The sequence below is a fragment of the Amycolatopsis sp. genome (assembly GCF_035546795.1).
In the GTDB taxonomy this organism is placed as follows: Bacteria; Actinomycetota; Actinomycetes; order Mycobacteriales; family Pseudonocardiaceae; genus Amycolatopsis_E.
This window is the reverse complement of the sequence record NZ_DASZWC010000042.1, coordinates 15503-36099: the sequence shown is the minus strand read 5'-3', so window position 1 is coordinate 36099 and position 20597 is coordinate 15503. Positions and strand designations below refer to the sequence as shown.

Here is a 20597-nt window from a genome sequence, read left to right as displayed (position 1 = left end):
AAGTCTAGTCGACCGACTTCGAGCCTTGAGCGTGCCGCCGCGCGAGCTCCTGGTAGGCGGCGGCGTTGTGGTCCACCCAGACACGGGCGGAGTCGGACAGCGGAACGAACTTCTTCGCCGGGCTGCCCATCGCGATGTGCTCGGCGGGCACCTCGGTGTTCGGGGTGACCGTCGACCCCGCGGCGACCAGCGCGCGCTCACCGATCGTGGACCGGTCCAGCACCGTGGAGCCGTTGCCGATGAGCGCCTGCTCACCGACCGTGCAGTCGTGCACCAGGCACATGTGCCCGACGGTGACGTTGCGGCCGATCTCGGTGGGCTCGCTGCCGGAGTGGATCACCGAGTTGTCCTGGATGTTGGCGCCTTCCCCGATGACGATCCGGCCGAAGTCCGCGCGGATCACGGCGCCGTACCAGACGGAGGCGCCCTTCTCGACGACGACGTCGCCGATCAGTGTCGCGGTTGGCGCGATCCAGGCTTCGGGGTGCACGGTCGGGCTGACGCCCTCGAACGAAAACAGAGGCATACCTCGCACCCTAAGCCAGGCACAGCAGCTCGATTTCCTCGCGCAGGGTCGCGAACGGACGGCGCCGGACGCGCTGCTGGACGATCGCGCCCAAAAGATAGGACTGCAACGCCCGCGCCCTGGCGCGAGGATCGTCGATCCCCAGGTCGGCCAGCAGGTCGGTGAGCAGCTCGGTGACCGAGCGCAGCATCGCTTCCGCCGCCTGCACGTGGTCGGCTCGGCCGACGGCGACCCAGTACTCGAACCAGACGAAGGCCGCGTTCGGATTGCTCGCGAAGACGTCCAGGTACGCCTCCAGCACGGCCCACAGGCGCTCCGCGTGATCCTCGTACTGTTCGCCGACCGCGCGAAGGTGGTCGAGGAAGGCGTTGACGTGCCCGGCCATCGCACGGTCGATCAACAGGTCGAGGTCGGCGAAGTAGTAGTGGATCGCGCTTTTGGTGAGCGGGCTGGCGTCGGCGATGGCGCGGGCCGTGCAGCCGGCGAGTCCTTCCTTTGCCAGCACCGCGCGCGCGGCCTCGACGATCTGCTCCTGTTTGGCGAGCTGGTTCGGCGAGAGCCGATCGCGGTGACTCGGCGGCGTGACGGCCAAGGCTGGTCCTTCCACAACTGGTTCGGACAGTCAGCCTACCTTTCAGGACGCACGTCCTGCAGCGCTACCGCCAGAAGCCGCAGTGGTGGTCCTTGGCGAAATCGACCTCGGCGATCTTGTCCGTCGAGAGCGACAGGACCGGGCCGCCTGCCTGATACGCGGGCCAGCCGGGGTTGCCGGTCTTCGCGAAGGAAGTCCAGTAGCCGATCATCGCCCTGCCGAGCGTGCCGCCGTCGGCACTGAACAAATAGGACAGTTCCGCGGAATGCGCGGCGCCGAGCGGGAGACCCGCGAGGCTCTTGTGATCGTCCTGCGCGAACTCGTAGGCATAGACGGAAGTACTGCGCGCGGCCGCGTCGTCGGCGGGCAGCACCGAACAGGCACCGAGCTTCTGCCCCCAGTCACCGAGCACTGTGGACAGAGCGACGCCCGGGCTCGAGTAGTGGTCGACGGGATACTCGGCGAGCACCGCGTCGGCACGGTCGCCGAAGACCTGGCGGACGAGCGAGACGTACTGGTCAGCGGTCACCGTGTTCGGGTACCCGGCGGCGACGAACGGGCGCAGCTCGTCGTGCGTGGTGCCCTGGATGAGCGGAATCCCTTTCGCCGCACCATTGGCGAGCGCGGCGATCGGCTGTTCCGGCACCACGGCGGTCTGCGCGACCGGGCCCCACGGCATGTCCTGCAACCGGCCGGTGGGGCTGTACACCTGCTCATCGTCGAGGCCGGTGAAAGCGCTTACCGGCTTGGCGCGCAGGCAGGCGAGGTCGGTGCAGCCCAGTTCCGCGGTGACCTTCCCGGCGCGTGCGCGTGCGTCCGTGACGGACATGAACGAGTTGCCGCACGGTCCACTTTGGATGATCGCCTTGGTGAACAGCCCTTTCGCCGCAGGTGAAGTGAGCTGCGCACACACGCTGTATGCACCGGCGGACTGGCCGAACAGGGTCACGTTGCCGGCGTCCCCGCCGAACGCGCCGATGTTGTCCCGGACCCAGCGCAACGCGGCCTGCTGATCGGCGAGCCCGAAGTTGCCCGCCGCCGGGTCGTCGCCCGTGAGCAGGAAGCCCAGCGCGCCGAGGCGGTAGTTCAATGTCACCACGATGACGTTGCCCTGCGTCGCCATCGCCGAGGGGTCGTAGTCGCTGCCCGCGCCCTCGATGAACCCGCCGCCGGGCACCCACACCATCACGGGCAGGTGCCCGGTGACGTTCTCGGGGACCGTGACGTTGAGGTACAGGCAGTCCTCACTGCTGGTGGGTTTCCCGGGCTGGACGCACGCGGCGGCCGGGTGGGAGGCGTCGAAGACTCCTTGCCACGGCTGGACGGGCTGCGGCGCGCGCCAGCGCAGGTCACCGACCGGCGGCGCGGCGTACGGGATCCCGGAGAACGTCTTGTGGCTGCCCGCCACTGTGCCGCGGACGAGCCCGTCGGCGGTGCGCACGACGTCCTCCGTCTGCGATGCCGCGGCGCCCGCCTCGCAGGCAGTCACCAGCAGCAACGCGCAGAGTGCCGCGGCCAACCGTCGTTTCCCCATCGGCGCAAAGATAGCCGGTTGGGGCGGACCGTTTTCGGCCCGGTCGCCGTCATCAACGCGATGCTGCCGCTGTTGCGGAAGTCGGACTCGGCGGTGATCGGAACGTGTCCAGTGGCCTTGGCACCACGTCCTCGCCGCGCTCTACCGGGAGCTACAGCAGGCGTTTATCCGTGATGAGCGGCGCCTGTCGAGAACGACGGCCGCCGTTCGTCCTCTGCTGCGTCCACCTACTCACCGAAAGGAACCGGACGATGCCTGGAGAGATCAACTGGCTCGAGCTGCCCGCCGCGAACACCGCCAAGGCCCGCGCGTTCTACGGCGGACTGTTCGGCTGGGGCACCAGCGAATTCGGCGACGACTACCACGTGCTCGAAAACGGCCCGGCGGGGGCGATCGCGCCCCGGGCGGAGGGGTTCACCCATCCCCGGGTCTACTTCGCCACCGAGAACATCGACGCCTCGGTCAAGCGCATCCACGAGCTCGGCGGCGCCAGCGAGGACGTGCAGTCCGTGCCCGGCGTCGGCCGGATCGCGCACTGCCGCGACGACCAGGGCGGGCCGTTCAGCCTCTACGAGCCGGGTAACTGACCCGCGAAACACAGTCAGGGCCTTCCCGGAAAACCCGGAAAGGCCCTGATGTTCGCCCGAGCCGCCTAGGGGAATCGAACCCCTGACCTGCTCATTACGAGTGAGCCGCTCTGGCCGACTGAGCTAAGGCGGCGAACACGGACAAGTGTAGCGGCATGGCCCACGTCACCCCCGACCCCCGTCCTCGTTAGTCTCTTTGACGCCGGTCACAGCGGCCCGGCCCTGCTCGTTGGTGGAGGACTTCACGCATGCGTCAACGCCTGACCCGTGTGCTCGCTTTGCCGGTGACCGCCGCCTTCCTCGTGCTGTCGGCGACACCGGCCCTGGCGGACAGCACCATCCCCACGACGCCGACTCCCCAGCCGGGTAGTCCGGGCGAAGCGCCGATCTCGGCGCCGATCGGCCCGCAGCCGCTCGGGCACGCGGTCGGCGACGCCGCAGCGGCGCTCGGCGTGCTGCGCCTGCTGCCCAACGCGGTCACCACGAGCACGATCCTGCCCGGGTACGGCGAGAACCTGCCCAAGCAGTCGGCGCTCGAAGCCGGCATGGGCTTGTCCAGCGCACAGGCGAACTCCGAGGCCTACCTCAGCTACGAGAAGTCGATCGCGCAGTCCTCGCCGCTCGGGCTCGCCGTCGGCGGGAACTCGCCGCAGGCACCAGGCAGCCTCGTGCAGACCGCGCCGCCGGACAACGCGAACGGGCTCTCCGGCGGGCTCACCGCCCCGCAGAACCCACTGCTCAACGTGGGTCTGCTGAACGGAAACGTGCACGCGCGCTGGAGTGACACGCTGGGCCCGTGCGTCGGCACGATCTCCGACGCGAGCACGTCGTTGGCCAGCCTCTCACTGCTGAACGTCATTCCCTCGCTGCCGAACCTGCCGATCAGCAGCCTGAGCAACCTGCCGTCGCTCGCGCAGGGCTTTGACGCGACGAAGGGGCTGCAATCACTCGGCGGGCTGCTCAGCGGCGGCGGGCAGACCACCTCCGACGGCACGAACGCGCTGCTGAGCCTGAACAACACGCTCTCGTCCCACTCGGTCATGCAGCTCGTGGACATGCCGAACTCGAAGAACAAGGCCGTGCAGTCGGTGTCCACCCTGCAGGCCGCCGACATCGAGATCCTCAAGGGCACCCCGCTGGAGCTGACACTGAAGGTCGCCAGCCAGCCGACGCTCAAGGTGACCTCGACCGGCGACAAGGCCACGTCGAAGGTCGAGTACTCCGCGCCGGTCATCACCATCGAGCGGCAGGGCCAGGTGCTCTACACGCTCGACGCCGCGCACCCGACCAAGGACATCCCGATCGGGCTCCCGCTGTCCGGCCTGTCGAACCTGTTCGGCCCGGTCGAGAACCTGCCCGTGGTCGGCGGCCTGGTCGCCACCGCGGACAAGGGCGTGCAGCAGGTGAACAGCACCACGGGCAACGTGCTGGACCTCGGCGTGCTGCGGTTGGGCATCGGTGAGCTGAACCAGAACTCGCAGCAGCTGACCACACCGTTCGACGGCTACCAGCTCGGCGCCTCGGCCCGGCTGCTGGACCTGCAGGTACTGCCGACGGCGGGCTTGAAGGCGCTGCTGCCCGCCGGTTCGGCCGACTCGCTGCCTTCGTCGCTCGCACAGCTGTCGCTGGGTGAGCAGATCGGCCGGGCGTACGCCCCGACGGGCGGCGTCGTGTGCGGCACGGCCACGCCGGTGGGCAACCCCGCGCCAGGCGTCCCGGCGAAGCTGGCGTATACGGCCGGCGCGTACTCCGCGGTTCCGCTGTTCTGGACCGGCACCGGGATGCTGTTGCTCGGTGTGGTGCTGGTGGCAGGAATGCCGAACCGCCGCCGCAAGGCCGCCGCGGTCAAGCCTTCGCCGTTCCCACGCGAGAGGTGACGGTCGCCGGGGTGCTCCGCGGAGCACCCCGGCTCAGCCGTGGCGCAGCACCGTGACCATGGCCTCGACGGCGATCCGGGGCTTGACGTTCCACTGGATCGCCTCGCGGCAGGCGAGTACGGCTTCGAGGCGGCGCAGGGTGGATTCCGCCGTCCAGTGCCGGGCCGCCTCGCGAACGTCCGAAGCGTGGTCCGGGTGGTTCAGCATGGTCTTCGCGCCGCTCCCGACGACGAGCACATCGCGGTAGAACGCGGCCAGGTCCACCAGCGCGAGGTCCAAAGTGTCCCGCTGCGTCCGCGTGGCACGCGACTTCTGCTTCTTCTCCAACGCTTTCACCGCGGCCTCGGCGGCACGCTTCGCACCGGCGACACCCTTACCGGTCGCGTCGCCGCCCATCGCGTTGCGCAGCTCCGCCTTCTCGCTCTCGTCCCGCGCTTTGCTTTCCTCACCCGCGTCGCCCTCCGCTGCCGCGATCAGCTCGTCGGCGCACGCGAACACGTCGGCGGGACGCCGCAGCCCGAGCGGGATCCGCAGCACGGTCTCGCGACGCTTGCGTGAGTGTTCGTCCGTGGCAAGACGACGGGCGCGGCCGACATGCCCACCGCATACCGACGCCGACCACTGCGCCAGCTCCGGATCCACGCCGTCACGCTCGACGAGTACGCGGGCGATCGCCTCGGGCGGGGGCGTCCGCAGGTTCACCAGACGGCACCGCGACCGGATGGTCACCGACACGTCCTCCGGGTGATCCGAGGGCGCGCACAGCAGGAACACCGTGCGGTCCGGCGGCTCCTCGACCGCCTTGAGCAGCGCGTTCGACGCGCCCTCGGTCAGCCTGTCCGCGTCCTCGATGATCACCACGCGCCAGTGCCCGGTGGTCGGGCGCCGCGCGGCGGCCTGCACCAGCGCGCGCATCTCGGCGACCGAAATGGACAATCCTTCCGGGACCACCAGTTTCACGTCGGCGTGCGTGCCGTGCATTGCCGTGCGGCAGCCGGTGCATTCCCCGCAGGCAGTCCCGGCCGCGCACTGCAGCGCCGCCGCGAACGTCCTCGCCGCCACCGACCGTCCCGAGCCGGGCGGCCCGGTGATCAGCCAGGCGTGCGTCATGGCCCCGGCCGGAACCCGTTCTCCGGCAACGATTTTCACTGCGGCGGCACTCGCGGCCGAGAGCACTTCGACGGCCGGTTCCTGGCCGACGAGCTCAGCCCAGACGCTCACTCAGGCCTCCACGACCTCTTCGATCGGCGCCAGTCCGGATCGGCGCCCCACCAACACGGCACGCACAGCTGTCTGCACCCGTTCGGCGACCTCGTCCTCGGTGCCGTCGCCGTCCACCACCACGTAGTGATCCGGGTCGGCCGCGGCCATCTCGCTGAGCAGGCTCTGCACGCGCCACTGGTCCTCGATCGAAATCGGGCCGGGAGGCGCGCCGCCGGGGTCGGAGTCGAGCAGCACCGTGACATCGGGCCGCAACCGCCCGGTGGCCCAGTCCGCCAGCCCTTCCAGCTCCTTCGCGTCGAGCCCGGCGACCGCGGACAGATGCGCCAACGGCGAGTCAACGAAGCGCTCCATCACCACGATCGAGCCCAGGTCCAACGCCGGTTGCACGTCACGCTCCACGATGTCGGCGCGCACCGCGGCGGCAGCGAGCGCCTGCGCCCGCGCCCCGGACAGCGAAGCGCCGCTGACCAGCTTGGCCAGCCGCTTGTCGTCCAGCGCCGGGTCGGCAGCCAGCACGACAGGCCGGGAACCCACCTCGCGCAGCCAGTCCGAGAGCCGAGCCGCCTGGTTCGCGGTGTCCGCGGCGGTCGTCCCCTCGAGCGCGATCAGCAGGCCGTTCGCCCGGCGAGGCCGGCGGCGGATGACGTTGCGCAGGTCGGCCAGGATCGTTTCGGGGTGCCGCGAGTCCATCTGGCGGTAGGCGATGACGCCGACGATCGCGGCCAGGATGCCGCCACCGAGCATCACCGGGCGGGTGCCGTCGATGATGATCGGACTGCCCCACACGGTGACCGTGCGGGGCTTGGTGAGACCGATCAGCAGCGGCACCACCGCGGTCGAACCGAACACGATGATCTTCATCATCGACTGGTAGATCGCGTTGATCCGGCCGCGGATCGAGTCGTCCACCTGCGAGCCGATGATCGTCACACCGGTGAGGAAGGCAGCGCCGGCGCAGGCACCGACGATCGCGACGGCCACCAGCGAAACCGCGAGATGGGGGGACACCGCGACCAGGATGAGCGCGAGCCCGGCCAGCACGATGGAAATGCCGAACAGCCTGTCGTGCGGGAGCCGCCGGGACAGCTTCGGCGCGCCGGCCATGCCCGTGGCCAGGCCGACGAACACCGCCACCAGCAGCAGGCCCCACGCCGAATCGCCGGCCAGCAGGCTCGAGGAGTACGGCTTGGCCGAACCGACCACGGCACCACCGGCGGCGAACGCTCCGGCCGCACCGATCAGCAGCCCGCGGACGAGCGGGGTGCTGCGCACGAACTTCGCGCCGTCACGGACCAGCGTCCCGAAGCCCGGCTTCGGCTCCTCGGTCTCTTCTTCCTTCTTCTTCGCCTCGGTGGCGGCGGCCTCGGCCGAGTGGACCCGCCGCGACAGCTCCGGGATCCGGGTGATGATCAGGATCGCGCTGGTCAGGTACAGCAGGCCGATCAGCACCACGATGACCTTGGCGAACCCGAGCTCGCCGAAGAGGTTCGGCGGCAGGTGCAGGGTGGTGCTGATGCCGGTGAACACGGAGTACACCGCGCCGGCGGAGAGCACCGCCACGCCGTAGGTCATCACCATGCCGAGCTGGTTCGCCGTCTCCACCTGGTCCGGCCTGCGCAGCAGGTTCGGCACCGCGGCGTCCTTCGACGGGATCCACATCATCGCGCTGGCGCTGGCCAGGAAGTTCGCTACGTAGAGCCACCAGGCGCCGCCGATGAACGCGATCGACATGATGAACCCGCAGCGCATCAGATCCGCCACGAACATGACCTTGCGCCGGTCGAACCGGTCGGCGAGCAGACCGCCCAGCGGGGCGAAGATCAGGCCGGGCAGCAACGCCGAGAGCAGCACGCCGGTGAACGCGAAGTTCTGTGCCGTGTAGTTGGTGGTCAGCTTCGTGGCCAGACTGGTGACGCCCAGCAGGGTCAGCCAGTCGGCGACGCTACACAGATAAGTGACACCCCACAGGCGCCGGAACGGCCGGATCGCCAGCACCCTGCGGGCACGGAAGATCGTTGACCCGTCGCGGGCGGCCTGCGCCTCCGCGTCGGGTTTCGTCTGCACGCCCTCGCTGATTCGACCCACCCCGCTAATCGCCATGCCACCGGCCATCCGTCAGGGCTTCTGCCTTCGGGTCCCCGGACCGGTGTCGTCAGGGTAGCTCCGGACTGCTGAGAGCGACTCGTTTGGGTTAGTTGAACAGCCCCGAGATGCTGCTGATCAGGCTCGACAGGAATTCGATGGCGACGAACGCGAAGACGATCATCATGAGCACCGCGATGATCACGCCGGTGGATCCGCTCGAGGGCCGGCTCGGTCGCAGCCCGCCGTTGCCGGTGAACCTCGGCATCTTCAACGCCGGGCGCTTCATCGACCGCAGCCCAGCGCGGCTGCGCTGCCGGGGCAGGATGCCCAGCGGCGGCGCCGGCGGGATCGGCTGCGTGGGCACGCCGGGCGGCGTGACGTCCGGCTTCGGTGCGTCGACGTCGAGGATCTCGCCGAACCCGCCGGTGGTCGGCCGGGCCGAGAAGTCGATTCCGGAGGACTCCGGCCGCACCGGGGACGCGACTCTGGTCAGCTGGAAGTCGTCCGAGTCGTCTTCGCCGACCGGACCGGACAACGCGTCACCGAACGCCCCGGCATGCGTGCCATCGTGATAGTCGCCATCGCCCTTGGACGGACTCATACCACTCCTCGTGCTCGACCGGCCTCCACTCCAGGCAGGCTTCGCTACCAGGGTAGTGGTCGACCGGCCGATCCGACTGGCCCATCCGGGTAAGGGCCCGGTTACCGTCCGCGAGAGTTACTTCTTCGCGGCCGTCGTCCTCTTGGCCGGCGCCTTCTTCGCGGGCGCCTTCGCGGCGGCGGGCTTCTTGGCCGGGGCCTTCTTCTTGGGGGCCGGGCCTTTCGCGCGCTTGTCCGCCAGCAGCTCGGCCGCCCTGTCCGCGGTCAGCTCCTCGATACTGTCGGTCTTGCGCAGGGTCGCGTTGTACTCCCCGTCGGTGACGTACGGCCCGAACCGGCCGTCCTTGACCACCATCGGCTTACCCGACACCGGATCGTCGCCGAGCTCCTTGAGCGGCGGCTTCGCCGCACCACGGCGGCCCCGCTGCTTGGGCTGCGAGTAGATCTTCAACGCCTCGTCCAGCGTGATGTCGAAGATCTGGCTCTCGGTCTCCAGCGAACGCGAGTCCGTGCCCTTCTTCAGGTAGGGGCCGTAGCGGCCGTTCTGCGCCGTGATCTCCTCGCCGGACTCCGGATCCTTGCCCACGACCCGCGGCAGCGAGAGCAGCTTCAGCGCGTCGTCCAGGGTGACCGACTCGATCGACATCGACTTGAACAGCGAACCCGTGCGCGGCTTGAGTTTCGCGGCCTTGCTGGTCTTCTTCCCGTCCGCGGGCTCCTCGGGCTCGGGCAGCACCTCGGTGACGTACGGCCCGAAACGGCCTTCCTTGGCCACGATCTCGTGCCCGCTCACCGGATCGGTGCCCAGCGGCCTGCCCTCCTGCGGCGTCGCGAACCGCTCCTCGGCGATCTCCGCGGTCAGCTCGTCCGGCGGCAGGTCGTCCGGCAGGTTCGCGCGCTGCGACTTGCCGTCCACCTCGCGTTCGAGGTACGGACCGTAGCGGCCGACGCGCACGTACACGGTGCGGCCCTCGGCGTCGGTGAACATCGGGATCGAGTTGATCTCTCGGGCGTCGATGTCCTCGACACCAGTGCCGACCAGCTTCTTGAGCCCGCCGATACGCCCGATCGACCCGTCCACGCCCTGGTCGCCGCCGAAGTAGAAGCGCGACAGCCAGGTGGTGCGCTGCTCGTCACCGGAGGCGATCCGGTCCAGCTCGTCCTCCATCGCGGCGGTGAAGTCGTAGTCCACCAGCCGCTCGAAGTGGCGCTCCAGCAAGGCGACCACGGCGAACGCGACCCACGACGGGACGAGCGCGGAGCCCTTCTTCCACACGTAGCCGCGGTCCTGGATCGTCTTGATGATCGAGGCGTACGTCGAGGGCCTGCCGATGCCCAGCTCCTCCAGCTTGCTGACCAGGCTGGGTTCGTTGTAGCGGGGCGGCGGGTTGGTGTTGTGGCCGTCCGGGGACAGCGCGGTCGCCGTCAGCTCCTGGTCCTTGACCAGCCGCGGCAGCCTGCTCTGCTTGTCGTCGGCCTCGCCGCCGCTCTCGCTGTCGACCGCCTCCACGTAGGCCTTGAGGAAGCCCGCGAAGGTGATCGTGCGGCCCGAAGCGGAGAACGTGCACTCCTCGCCGGTGGTCGCCTTGCCGACGATGCGCACCGACATCGTGGTGCCCTTGGCGTCGGCCATCTGCGAAGCGATCGTGCGCTGCCAGATCATCTCGTAGAGCCGGAACTCCTCGTTCCGCAGCTCGCCCGCCACCTGGCCGGGGGTGCGGAACACCTCGCCGGCCGGGCGGATCGCCTCGTGCGCTTCCTGCGAGTTCTTCACCTTGCGGGTGTACTGCCGCGGGCTCGGCGAGACGTACTCCGAGCCGTACAGATCGGTGGCCTGGTTGCGGGCCGCGGTCAGCGCCGTCTCCGACAGGGTCGTGGAGTCGGTACGCATATAGGTGATGTAACCGTTTTCGTACAGCCGCTGCGCGGTCCGCATCGTGGCCTCCGAAGAGAGCCCCAGCTTGCGGCCGGCCTCCTGCTGCAGCGTGGAGGTCATGAACGGGGCGTACGGGCGCCGCGTGTACGGCTTCTCTTCGACGCTGGTGACCTTGAAGTCCTGGTTGCGCAGGGCTTCGGCCAGCCGGTTCGCGTCCGCCTCGGCGAGCACCCTGACGTCCTTCGCGGACGCCTTGAGCTCCCCGTCCGCACCGAAGTCACGGCCCGTCGCCAGGCGTGCGCCTTCGACCGCGATCAGCCGCGCCGGGAAGGCACGCGGGGTGGCGTCGGCGCCGGCGTCCATGGTCGCGGCGATGTCCCAGTACGAGGCGGACTTGAACTGCATCCGCTCGCGCTCGCGCTGCACGATGATCCTGGTCGCGACCGACTGGACCCGGCCCGCCGAGAGCTTCGGCATGACCTTCTTCCACAGCACCGGCGAGACCTCGTAACCGTAGAGCCGGTCGAGGATACGGCGGGTTTCCTGGGCGTCGACGAGGTCGGCGTCGAGCTCACGGGTGTCGGCCGCGGCGGCCCGAATGGCCTGCTCGGTGACCTCGTGGAACACCATTCGGCGCACCGGCACCTTGGGCTTGAGGGTTTCCAGCAGGTGCCAGGCGATGGCCTCGCCCTCGCGGTCGGGGTCGGTGGCGAGGAAGAGCTCGTCGGCGTCCTTGAGCAGGCTCTTGAGTTCGGTGACCTTGGCCTTCTTGTCCGGGCTCACCACGTACAGCGGCTCGAAGTCCTGGTCGACGTTCACGCCGAGCCGAGCCCAGGCCTCACCCTTGTACTTGGCCGGCACGTCCGCGGCACCGCGCGGCAGGTCACGGATGTGCCCCACCGACGACTCGACGACGTAACCGCCGCCGAGATACGGAGCGATCTTGCGGGCCTTGGTGGGCGACTCGACGATCACGAGCCGCCGACGGCCGGCACCGTTCGCCCCGGCGTCCGTCTTATTCGTCCGTGCTGCCACGCTGTCCGCTCTCCTGCTCATTCCTCGTCGTCCGGCCGACGACGCTTGTTCAACCAGCCAGTGTGCACGCTGGTGGCCGGTTATGTCCGCTCAGGTGACGCAACACGCCGTCCACGTCGTGTGAAGCGCATCGGCGCCGACCGGTGCGGCGTTTCCTTTCCACACCTAGCACGTGACGGGCGCCACGTGCCGGGCGGGGCTGCGGCGTAGCCGTTCGGCTACGCTCCGGCGTCATGTTGCGCCGCCTCCTTCTCCTCCTGCCCATCGCGCTCCTCGGTATCGGAGCAACTCCCGCCGCGGCCACCCCGGCCACTGATTACACGGGCATCGTCGCGCTGGACGACTGCTCCGGCTCCCTCGTCCGGCTACCCGGTTCCCGCGACACCGACCCCGCACTCGCGATGACCAACGGTCACTGCGACGAGAACGGCATGCTCGAACCCGGCGAAGTGATCACCGGGCAGCCGAGCCGGCGCACGATGGAGCTGCTGGGCGCCAATGGTGCGCACATCGGCACGCTCCGCGCCACCGAAATCCTGTACGCCACCATGACCGACACCGACGTGCTCGTCTACCGGCTGGACTCCAGCTACCGGCAGATCGCCCGCGAAACCGGTGGCAAACCACGCACGCTGGCCGCCGCACCCGCCGACGTCGGCACCCCGGTCGACGTCGTCTCCGGGTACTTCACGCGCACCTGGAGCTGCGACATCGGACGGGTCGTCTACTCGCTGCGGGAAGGCGACTGGACCTGGCACGCCTCGATCCGGTACTCGCCGGGATGCGACACCATCCACGGCACCTCCGGCTCGCCGATCGTCGACCGCGGCACGGGCCAGGTCGTCGGCATCAACAACACCGGCAACGACAGCGGGTATTCCTGCACCCTCGACAACCCGTGCGAGGTGGACGAGCAGGGCGCGGTCAGCTTCGCCCAGGGCCGCACCTACGGACAGCAGACCTACGGCCTCACCGCCTGCATCGGCCGGGGCAACCGGCTCGAGCTGAACCGATCGGGCTGCCTGCTGCCCAAACCCCAGGGCCTCACGCTGCCGATCCCGCTTCCGGCCTGAGCCGTTTCACCGGGGCGGTACGCGGCCAGATCGCGGCCGCCGCCGGTGGCGGTGCACCGAGCAGTTCTTCAAGCGCCGCAAGCCTTCTACGGCCCGTCACACGCACGGCCGGCCCACCGGCGCGCGGGCCGACCAGCTGGGCGGGCACCCCGAGCTGTGTGCACGCCTGGGCAAGCTGCTCGTGCCGCGCCGGGGCTGCTTCGTCCACGGCGAGGAGATAGTGGTTGTCGGCTGGTATGCCGTCGGCCAGCGCCCACAACCGCAACGCGCTGCCGGTCAGCCGGAAACCCGGCGGCAGCTCCTCGCACTGCCACGCGTTGGCCAGCCGGATCAGATCGATGCGGAACGGCGTGCGCACGAGCAGGCCCTCTTCGCCACGCGAAACGTCGGCCTGCACCCCGCGGCGGCCGAACTCGGTGACCAGCGCCCGCGCCCGCCACGGCTCGTCGACGGTGACCGACAGCCGGGCGGCCGTGCGCCCGAAGCTGACGATTCGTCCCCGGCCGCACAGCACCCCGGCAAGGTCGGCGAGTTCCGGGCCACTCGCCTCCGCCGAGAAGAACGAGAGCTGATCCACGGCGGACAGCGTAGAACACAAGTTCGATTCTGCGCAAAGGATCGGCCACTCCATCGAAGAACCAACAGAAGGAATGAAAATATCGGCTGAACGGATGTTCGAAGCCTTCGCTTTCCGCAGCCAAGGCGAGGCGCGCGGCAGCGCGCCGCTAAGAAGTCTCGCGCGCCGTCAGCTGCTGGCACACCGGCGCGTGGGCGGCCGCCGTCGCCAGCGTGGGCACGGAGTTCAGGCCCGCCAGCACATCCACCTTGGACACCTCCGCCAACGGCCCCTGCGCCTCGCCGAGGGTGTCCTGATCCACCGTGGTCGCGGCACCGGCGGCGTCGAGGTGCTGTTTGGCGGTGGCTGCGCGCGCCCGGATGCCGGCGAACTGGGCGACCGCACTGTCGCGGGCCGTCGCGGCTTCCGGCACCGGGGCCGCAGGCAGGGTCCGCAGTTGCTGGACCGTCTTGTCCAGCCCGCCGATCATCGACGCGAGCAGGTCGCTGGAGGTCTGCACGGTGCGGCGCGGTGTGCTCGGGTCGATCGAGGGCATGGTGGCCAGACCGTCCACGAGTGAACCGACCGCGATGCAGTAGTCGTTGGCCCACCTGGAGGTGGCGTCCTGCCGGTCCACGTCGTCCTTGGACAGGCCCGGCCCGCCGGGCTGTGTGGCTGCCGTGTCGACGGGTGGTTGCCCGCAACCGGCCAGGATCGCGCAGAGACCCGCGAGTACCGCCAGGAACCGGATCTTCCCGGGCCGCACGTGAACACCTCCCGAAGATGTGAACCAGTCTCGACGGTACCGACCCGGTTGCACTGTGCAAATCGTGGGCTGGTCCAGACGAGAAAACGGGCCCGCCGCACATGCTGTGCGACGGGCCCGTCCAGTTCGTTGTCAGGCTGTTTTCGCAGGCTCCTGCCTGTCGGCCGGAGTGTCCGCGATGGCCGTGCCGCGCCTCTTGGAGACGACGATCGCCACCACGATGATGACCACCGAGACCAGCGAGATCGCCAGCCGGATGCCGAACGAAGCGTCCGGTCCGATCGAGAACTGCACGACGGCGGGCGCGATCAGCACCGAGACCAGGTTCATCACCTTGATCAGCGGGTTGATCGCCGGGCCGGCGGTGTCCTTGAACGGGTCACCGACCGTGTCACCGATCACAGTCGCGGCGTGGGCCTCGGAACCCTTGCCACCGTGGTTGCCGTCTTCCACCAGCTTCTTGGCGTTGTCCCAGGCACCACCGGAGTTGGCCAGGAAGATCGCCATCAGCGTGCCGGTCGCGATCGCACCGGCCAGGTAGCCGGCGAGCGCGCCGGTACCGAGCCCGAAGCCGACCGCGATCGGGGCGAACACCGCCAGCAGACCCGGCGTCGCCAGCTCACGCAGCGAGTCACGGGTGACGATGTCGACGACCTTGCCGTACTCGGGCCGCGTGGTGCCCTCCATGATCCCGGCGATCTCCCGGAACTGGCGGCGCACCTCGTACACCACCGCGCCCGCGGCACGGGACACCGCGTTGACCGCGAGACCGGAGAACATGAACACGACGGCGGAACCGATCATGACGCCGACGAGCGTGTTCGGGCTGACGATCGTGTCGACGAACGACTTCACGCCTTCCGCGCTGGCCCCGATGCCGGACAGCGCCTTGGTGATCGCGTCCTGGTAGGACCCGAACAGCGCCGTCGCGGCGAGCACGGCGGTCGCGATCGCGATGCCCTTGGTGATCGCCTTGGTGGTGTTGCCGACCGCGTCCAGCTCGGTCAGCGTCTGCGCGGCGGCCTCGTCCACGTCGCCGGACATCTCGGCGATGCCCTGCGCGTTGTCCGACACCGGGCCGAAGGTGTCCATCGCGACGATGACACCGACGGTGGTCAGCAGGCCCGTGCCGGCGAGCGCGACCGCGAACAGCGCGATCGTGCCACCGAGCAGGTAGGCCCCGAACACCGCGGCGCCGATCACCAGCGCGGTGTACACGGCGGACTCGAAGCCCACCGAGATACCGGACAGAATCACCGTGGCCGCACCGGTTTCCGACGTCTTGCCGACGTTCTTGACCGGGCCGTGCTCGGTGCCGGTGTAGTAGCCGGTGAGCTTCAGGATGACCCCGGCCAGCACGATGCCGATGATCACGGCGACGGTCGCGATGACCGCCGGGTTGCCCTCGGTGGCCGCGAAGTCCTGGCCGAACCCGGAGAACGAGCTGGGCAGGAACACGAACGCGGCGATCGTGCACAGCACCGCGGAGATGACGGCGGAGATGTAGAAGGAGCGGTTGATGGTGACCAGCCCGCTCTCGTTCTCCCGCGACTTGGTGATGTACACACCGATCACCGCGGTGATCACCCCGATGGCAGGCACGATCAGCGGGAACAGCAGACCCTTCGCACCGAAGGCGGTGCTGCCGAGGATCAGCGCGGCGACCAGAGTCACCGCGTAGGACTCGAACAGGTCCGCCGCCATCCCGGCGCAGTCACCCACGTTGTCACCGACGTTGTCGGCGATGGTGGCCGCGTTGCGCGGGTCGTCCTCGGGGATGCCCTGCTCGACCTTGCCGACCAGGTCGGCGCCCACGTCGGCGGCCTTGGTGAAGATACCGCCGCCGACACGCATGAACATGGCGATCAGCGCGGCACCGAAACCGAAGCCCTCCAGCACCTTCGGCGCCTGCCCGGCGTACGCCAGCACCACGACCGCGGCGCCGAAGAGGCCGAGGCCAACGGTGAACATGCCGACCGAGCCACCGGTGCGGAACGCGATCCGGGTGGCCTTCTCACGGCCGCCCGCCTCCCGGGACGCCGCGGCCACGCGCAGGTTCGCGCGAGTGGCCAGCCACATGCCCAGGTAACCGATGGTGAACGAGAACAACGCACCGAAGAGGAAGAACACGGAGCGGCCGATACGCTCGCCCCACCCGTCCGCTGGAAGTGCGAATAGCAGCAGGAACACCAACACCCCGAAAATCGAGAGGGTGTTGCGCTGCCGGTTGAGATAAGCGGTCGCCCCTTCCTGCACCGCCCTGGCAATGTCCTGCATCTTCGCGGTGCCCTGGCCGGTGGCCAGCACCTCCTTGAGCAGGAAATAGCCGATAACGAGCGCGGCAAGGGCGACCACGGCGACTACGGCGACTACGCCGTAGTCACCCCCGGAGAGCTCTAGGCCCTCCGCGAGGAATTGCCGGGACATCCGTCCTCCTGGAAACGTCGCGTACCAACGACGGGTCGCCTGCGGACAGCCTTGCCGACGTTGGCATGGGATCTACACCACAAGTGGTGCCGGTTCGCCGGAGTGTATTGGTAGCGATTCCGCTGCGGTCATCGCGTCCCGTAACGAACACTCTCCGTGCATGTGAGTCTGCTCACTGTTCATGATCATCAGACGTTTCCGCGGGGTTGTCGTACACCTGTGCGATCCTGGGGCGCGTGGCAGAAACCGAGCGCGCACGGCAGCTTCTGCGCCGGGTCACGGCCGGTATCCCGGAATCCGCGAACCCCGTGACGCACGTGGCGGAGCAACCCGCCCGCGAGGCCGGTTTCACCGACTGGCCGTCCTGGGCGGACCGGGACGTGGTGGCCGCGCTGCGGGAGTCCGGCGTGGAGCAACCGTGGAGGCATCAGGTCGAGGCCGCTTCGCTCGCGCATTCCGGGCAGCACGTGGTGATCTCGACGGGCACGGCTTCCGGTAAGTCATTGGCCTACCAGCTGCCGGTGCTGTCGAGCCTGACCGAGGACGAGCGGGCCTGCGCGCTCTACCTCGCGCCGACGAAGGCGCTGAGCGCGGACCAGCTCCGTTCGGTCTCCTCTTTGGACATTCCAGGGGTGCGGGCGGCGGCCTACGACGGGGACACCCCGATGGCGGAGCGCGACTGGGTGCGGGCGCACGCGCGGTGGGTGTTCACGAACCCGGACATGCTGCACCGCGGCATCCTCGCCTCGCATGCCCGCTGGACGAGGCTGTTCCGCAAGCTCGCGTACGTCATCGTCGACGAGTGTCACGGGTACCGCGGCGTCTTCGGCTCGCACGTGGCGCTGTTGTTGCGCCGGCTGCAGCGGGTCGCGGCCCGGTACGGCAGTTCGCCGACCTTCGTGCTCGCGTCCGCTACGACGGCATCGCCTGCCGACTTCGCGGGGCGGTTGATCGGGCAGGACGTCGCGGCGGTCGCCGAGGACGCCTCGCCTCGCGGCGCGCGGACGGTCGCGCTGTGGGAGCCGCCGCTGTTGGAGGACTTCTCCGGTGAGAACGGCGCGCCGGTACGGCGTTCGGCGGGTGCCGAGGCCGGGCGGATCCTGGCGGAGCTGGTCGTCGAGGGCGCGCGCACGCTGGCTTTCGTCCGGTCGCGCCGCGGTGCCGAGCTGACGGCGCTGGGCGCGAAGCGCATTCTGTCCGAAGTGGACACCAAACTCGCCGGTCAGGTCGCGGCGTACCGCGCCGGGTTTTTGCCGGAGGAGCGGCGGAAGCTGGAGCGTTCGTTGCTGTCGGGTGAGCTGCTGGGGGTGGCCACCACGAACGCGCTCGAACTGGGCGTGGACATCGCCGGCCTGGATGCCGTTGTGCTGGCCGGATATCCGGGCACGCTGGCGTCGTTCTGGCAGCAGGCAGGCCGCGCCGGGCGTGCCGGCGATGAGGCGCTGGTGGTGTTCGTCGCGCGGGATGATCCGTTGGACACCTATCTGGTGCACCATCCGGCGGCGATCCTGGACCGCCCGGTCGAGACAGCGGTGCTCGACCCGGCGAACCCGTATGTGCTGGCGCCGCAGCTTGCTTGTGCGGCGGCCGAGCTGCCGCTGACGGCGGCGGAGTTGCCGACGTTCGGCGGGGAGGCGGCCCGGCAGGTGCTGGATTCGTTGGTGGAACAGCGGATCCTGCGCCGCCGGGCGAGCGGTTGGTACTGGACGTCAAGGGACAGGCCACAGTACGAGGTGGACATCCGCGGTTCGGGCGGCGAGCAGGTGGCCGTCGTGGAAGAGGACACGTCTCGGCTGCTCGGCACCGTCGACCCGGGCTCGGCCTGTGTCACGGTGCATCCGGGTGCGGTATATCTGCATCAGGGTTCGTCGTACGTGGTGGACGAGCTGGATCTGGAGTCGGGCATCGCGCTCGTGCACGCGGAGGATCCAGAGTGGACCACTTCGGCGCGGGAGGTCGCGGACATCGCCGTGTTGTCCACGCAGGAGCGGGTGGATTACGGCGGGGTGAGCGTGTGCCTCGGCGACGTGGCGGTGACTTCGCAGGTGGTGGGTTTCCTGCGCCGCCGCCCGTCGGGGGAGATTCTGGATCAGGTGGCGCTGGACCTGCCGGAGCAGAAACTCGAGACCCGTGCCGTCTGGTACACGGTCTCGGAGGATCTGCTGGGGACCGGGGAAGGTGGCAGGGCGCCGGGGGGCGCTGGGCTTGAGCCCGCGCGCATCCCCGGCGCCCTGCATGCCGCCGAGCACGCGGCGATCGGCCTGCTACCGCTGTTCGCTACGTGCGACCGCTGGGACATCGGCGGGGTGTCTACCGCGTTGCACGCTGACACCGGGGAGGCGACGGTGTTCGTGCATGACGGCTATCCCGGAGGCGCGGGATTCGCCGATCGCGGTTTTGCCGCTCTGGTCCCTTGGCTGGCCGCTACGCGGGAGGCCATCGTCTCCTGCGAGTGCCCGGCGGGTTGCCCGTCCTGTGTGCAGTCACCGAAGTGCGGGAACGGTAACGATCCACTGGACAAGGCGGGGGCTGTGGCCGTACTGGACACTGTGCTCGGGGCGGTGCGTCTGCACGGCGGCCGGCACGGCCACATGGTGGATCAAGCCGCGACAGAAGCCGCCGCGACGAGCTGCTGAGTACGGTCTTCCTGGTCCAAGGCACGGGCCAGGACGGTGTGCACCGCGTCCGCGGCCGGCAGCTGCCAGCCCCACACGTCGGGCTTGACCCGCCAGTGCACGACGCCGTGCTGGAACGGGGTGGGCGGCAGCGGAACCCAGCTGCCTTCGCCGTGCCAGCGGACCGCGCCGCTGGTGGCGAGCTCCTCGGGAAGGTTCTCGGCGACGGTGGTCAGGAACAGCCAGCGGCCGTCCGGGGTCGCGACGATCGGCGCCGGGTGCCCGGTGGCACGGAGCAGCCGCGCGGCACGCTTGCCGAGTTCGACGTCGACCTCCACCGCGTCCACGACCCGGCCGGTCGCGACCAGCAGGCTGTAGGGGCGGCCGGTCCACCATTCGGCGACCTCGTTGGGGTGCGCGCCGAGCCGGTCGGCCCAGTCCTCGTGTACGGGCACCGGTCCAGACCACGCCTGGGTACCGGCTTCCGCAGCCGGAGAAGTGCCCGGCAGCACCGGCCAACCGTGCCAGGCAAGCCCGATGGCTTCCGCACGCAGCTCGATGCGGAACGCGCCGCGCCAGCTATCCGACCAATCCGTGTCCAACATCCCTCAACAACTCCTCATTCGCTCCAGTGGAGCGCGGTGGCTTTCCCATTTCAATAAACGGCAAATTGCAAAGTGCCGGTAGTAGGTGGTCGACAACCGGCTGTTGTGGAACGACGAGCGCGTCGAGCGGCACCGCCCGGGCTGAAGGCCGCTTGTCGATCATCGCGCGACGACCAGTGGCACCCGACCGGATGACTCGGCAGTGGCCTTCCGCACAGTTTTCCCTTGACACACAACGGTTTCATGGCGTCGCACCGCCACCGCCGGCCGTCGGCCGCCGACCGTTCGCCGCGCGGAGGCGACCGTCCGTCCGCAGCCCGGGGCGATCGTCGGGCCGTCGACGAGCGGCGGCCAACTCCCAGTGGGCCCGCGAGCCGCCGATGACCGGCGGTGGCCGCCGGTCGGCGTGGCCCCGGGGGCTTGTGGTCACTGCCGGTGGGCGTCGGCCTGGGTCGGTGGGGCGTGGCCGGGGCCGGTAGGGCGTGGCCGGGGTGACGGCCTGGGTCGGTGGAGGCCCGATGAGCGGGGTGGGACCGTTCGCCGGGTTGCGTTGGGGAGCGGGTGGTGGGGCTCGAGTGGGACCGCCGGCTGGATGGCGCCGGTGATAGGGCGGCTTGTG

The 20597-nt window shown here is 69.5% G+C and carries 15 protein-coding genes and 1 tRNA gene; 4 read left to right on the top strand and 12 right to left on the bottom strand.

Annotated features, from left to right (window positions below; genetic code table 11):
• Positions 1-4: 4 nt before the first annotated feature.
• From VHD82_RS24005 to VHD82_RS23995, 3 genes are all read right to left on the bottom strand, one after another.
• The gene (locus tag VHD82_RS24005) at positions 5-526 is read right to left on the bottom strand and encodes a gamma carbonic anhydrase family protein (RefSeq protein WP_325708098.1); all 522 of its coding nucleotides are present in this window, start codon (positions 524-526) and stop codon (positions 5-7) included.
• Positions 527-536: 10 nt separating this feature from the next.
• Entirely contained in the window at positions 537-1118 is a 582-nt protein-coding gene (locus VHD82_RS24000; RefSeq protein ID WP_325708095.1) for a TetR/AcrR family transcriptional regulator, read from the bottom strand.
• 64 nt (positions 1119-1182) lie between these two features.
• Positions 1183-2652 carry a carboxylesterase/lipase family protein gene (locus VHD82_RS23995; protein WP_325708092.1) on the bottom strand — a complete coding sequence of 490 codons (1470 nt, stop codon included), beginning with the start codon at positions 2650-2652 and terminating at the stop codon, positions 1183-1185.
• A 251-nt stretch (positions 2653-2903) separates the two neighbouring features.
• Here VHD82_RS23995 and VHD82_RS23990 point away from each other — a divergent pair, with 251 nt between their 5' ends.
• Positions 2904-3239, top strand: a complete 336-nt coding sequence (locus tag VHD82_RS23990) for a VOC family protein (RefSeq protein WP_325708089.1) — start codon at positions 2904-2906, stop codon at positions 3237-3239.
• A gap of 59 nt (positions 3240-3298) precedes the next feature.
• Here VHD82_RS23990 and VHD82_RS23985 read toward each other — a convergent pair.
• Positions 3299-3372 (bottom strand) — tRNA-Thr (locus VHD82_RS23985).
• Between the two features lie 115 nt (positions 3373-3487).
• Between VHD82_RS23985 and VHD82_RS23980 the strand changes: the two genes are divergently transcribed.
• Positions 3488-5116: a hypothetical protein gene (locus tag VHD82_RS23980; protein WP_325708086.1), complete on the top strand. Its 1629-nt coding sequence runs from the start codon at positions 3488-3490 to the stop codon at positions 5114-5116.
• Positions 5117-5149: 33 nt separating this feature from the next.
• Here VHD82_RS23980 and VHD82_RS23975 read toward each other — a convergent pair whose 3' ends face one another.
• The 4 genes from VHD82_RS23975 to topA form a co-directional block, all read right to left on the bottom strand.
• On the bottom strand, positions 5150-6337 hold the full coding sequence (locus tag VHD82_RS23975; protein ID WP_325708083.1) for a DNA polymerase III subunit delta': 1188 nt from the start codon (positions 6335-6337) through the stop codon (positions 5150-5152).
• Positions 6338-8425 (bottom strand): bifunctional MFS transporter/dTMP kinase, encoded by a 2088-nt coding sequence (locus VHD82_RS23970; protein ID WP_325708080.1) that lies wholly within the window; start codon positions 8423-8425, stop codon positions 6338-6340.
• A 106-nt stretch (positions 8426-8531) separates the two neighbouring features.
• The gene (locus VHD82_RS23965) at positions 8532-9026 is read right to left on the bottom strand and encodes a hypothetical protein (protein ID WP_325708077.1); all 495 of its coding nucleotides are present in this window, start codon (positions 9024-9026) and stop codon (positions 8532-8534) included.
• A 117-nt stretch (positions 9027-9143) separates the two neighbouring features.
• The gene (gene topA, locus VHD82_RS23960; RefSeq protein WP_325708074.1) at positions 9144-11957 is read right to left on the bottom strand and encodes a type I DNA topoisomerase; all 2814 of its coding nucleotides are present in this window, start codon (positions 11955-11957) and stop codon (positions 9144-9146) included.
• Between the two features lie 212 nt (positions 11958-12169).
• Between topA and VHD82_RS23955 the strand changes: the two genes are divergently transcribed.
• The gene (locus VHD82_RS23955) at positions 12170-13009 is read left to right on the top strand and encodes a trypsin-like peptidase domain-containing protein (protein WP_325708071.1); all 840 of its coding nucleotides are present in this window, start codon (positions 12170-12172) and stop codon (positions 13007-13009) included.
• On the opposite strand, the gene VHD82_RS23950 is transcribed toward VHD82_RS23955, so the two are convergent.
• The 3 genes from VHD82_RS23950 to VHD82_RS23940 form a co-directional block, all read right to left on the bottom strand.
• Positions 12981-13586 carry a hypothetical protein gene (locus VHD82_RS23950; RefSeq protein WP_325708068.1) on the bottom strand — a complete coding sequence of 202 codons (606 nt, stop codon included), beginning with the start codon at positions 13584-13586 and terminating at the stop codon, positions 12981-12983. The two genes, VHD82_RS23955 and VHD82_RS23950, sit on opposite strands and share 29 nt — an antisense overlap.
• 148 nt (positions 13587-13734) lie before the next feature.
• Positions 13735-14331: a hypothetical protein gene (locus tag VHD82_RS23945; protein WP_325708065.1), complete on the bottom strand. Its 597-nt coding sequence runs from the start codon at positions 14329-14331 to the stop codon at positions 13735-13737.
• 132 nt (positions 14332-14463) lie between these two features.
• Positions 14464-16758 carry a sodium-translocating pyrophosphatase gene (locus VHD82_RS23940; RefSeq protein WP_325708062.1) on the bottom strand — a complete coding sequence of 765 codons (2295 nt, stop codon included), beginning with the start codon at positions 16756-16758 and terminating at the stop codon, positions 14464-14466.
• Positions 16759-16985: 227 nt separating this feature from the next.
• Here VHD82_RS23940 and VHD82_RS23935 point away from each other — a divergent pair, with 227 nt between their 5' ends.
• Positions 16986-19394, top strand: a complete 2409-nt coding sequence (locus tag VHD82_RS23935; RefSeq protein WP_325708266.1) for a DEAD/DEAH box helicase — start codon at positions 16986-16988, stop codon at positions 19392-19394.
• Here VHD82_RS23935 and VHD82_RS23930 read toward each other — a convergent pair.
• Complete coding sequence (locus tag VHD82_RS23930; protein WP_325708059.1) at positions 19358-19978, bottom strand: bifunctional DNA primase/polymerase; 621 nt, start codon at positions 19976-19978, stop codon at positions 19358-19360. The two genes, VHD82_RS23935 and VHD82_RS23930, sit on opposite strands and share 37 nt — an antisense overlap.
• Positions 19979-20597 lie beyond the last annotated feature (619 nt).

Excerpts from the sequence above, each read along its gene's own strand:
- topA (WP_325708074.1), bottom strand. The coding sequence starts at position 11,957 with ATGAGCAGGAGAGCGGACAGCGTGGCAGCACGGACGAATAAGACGGAC.
- VHD82_RS23995 (WP_325708092.1), bottom strand. The coding sequence starts at position 2,652 with ATGGGGAAACGACGGTTGGCCGCGGCACTCTGCGCGTTGCTGCTGGTG.
- VHD82_RS23930 (WP_325708059.1), bottom strand. The coding sequence starts at position 19,978 with ATGTTGGACACGGATTGGTCGGATAGCTGGCGCGGCGCGTTCCGCATC.
- VHD82_RS23980 (WP_325708086.1), top strand. The coding sequence starts at position 3,488 with ATGCGTCAACGCCTGACCCGTGTGCTCGCTTTGCCGGTGACCGCCGCC.
- VHD82_RS23965 (WP_325708077.1), bottom strand. The coding sequence starts at position 9,026 with ATGAGTCCGTCCAAGGGCGATGGCGACTATCACGATGGCACGCATGCC.
- VHD82_RS23990 (WP_325708089.1), top strand. The coding sequence starts at position 2,904 with ATGCCTGGAGAGATCAACTGGCTCGAGCTGCCCGCCGCGAACACCGCC.
- VHD82_RS23940 (WP_325708062.1), bottom strand. The coding sequence starts at position 16,758 with ATGTCCCGGCAATTCCTCGCGGAGGGCCTAGAGCTCTCCGGGGGTGAC.
- VHD82_RS24005 (WP_325708098.1), bottom strand. The coding sequence starts at position 526 with ATGCCTCTGTTTTCGTTCGAGGGCGTCAGCCCGACCGTGCACCCCGAA.
- VHD82_RS23955 (WP_325708071.1), top strand. The coding sequence starts at position 12,170 with ATGTTGCGCCGCCTCCTTCTCCTCCTGCCCATCGCGCTCCTCGGTATC.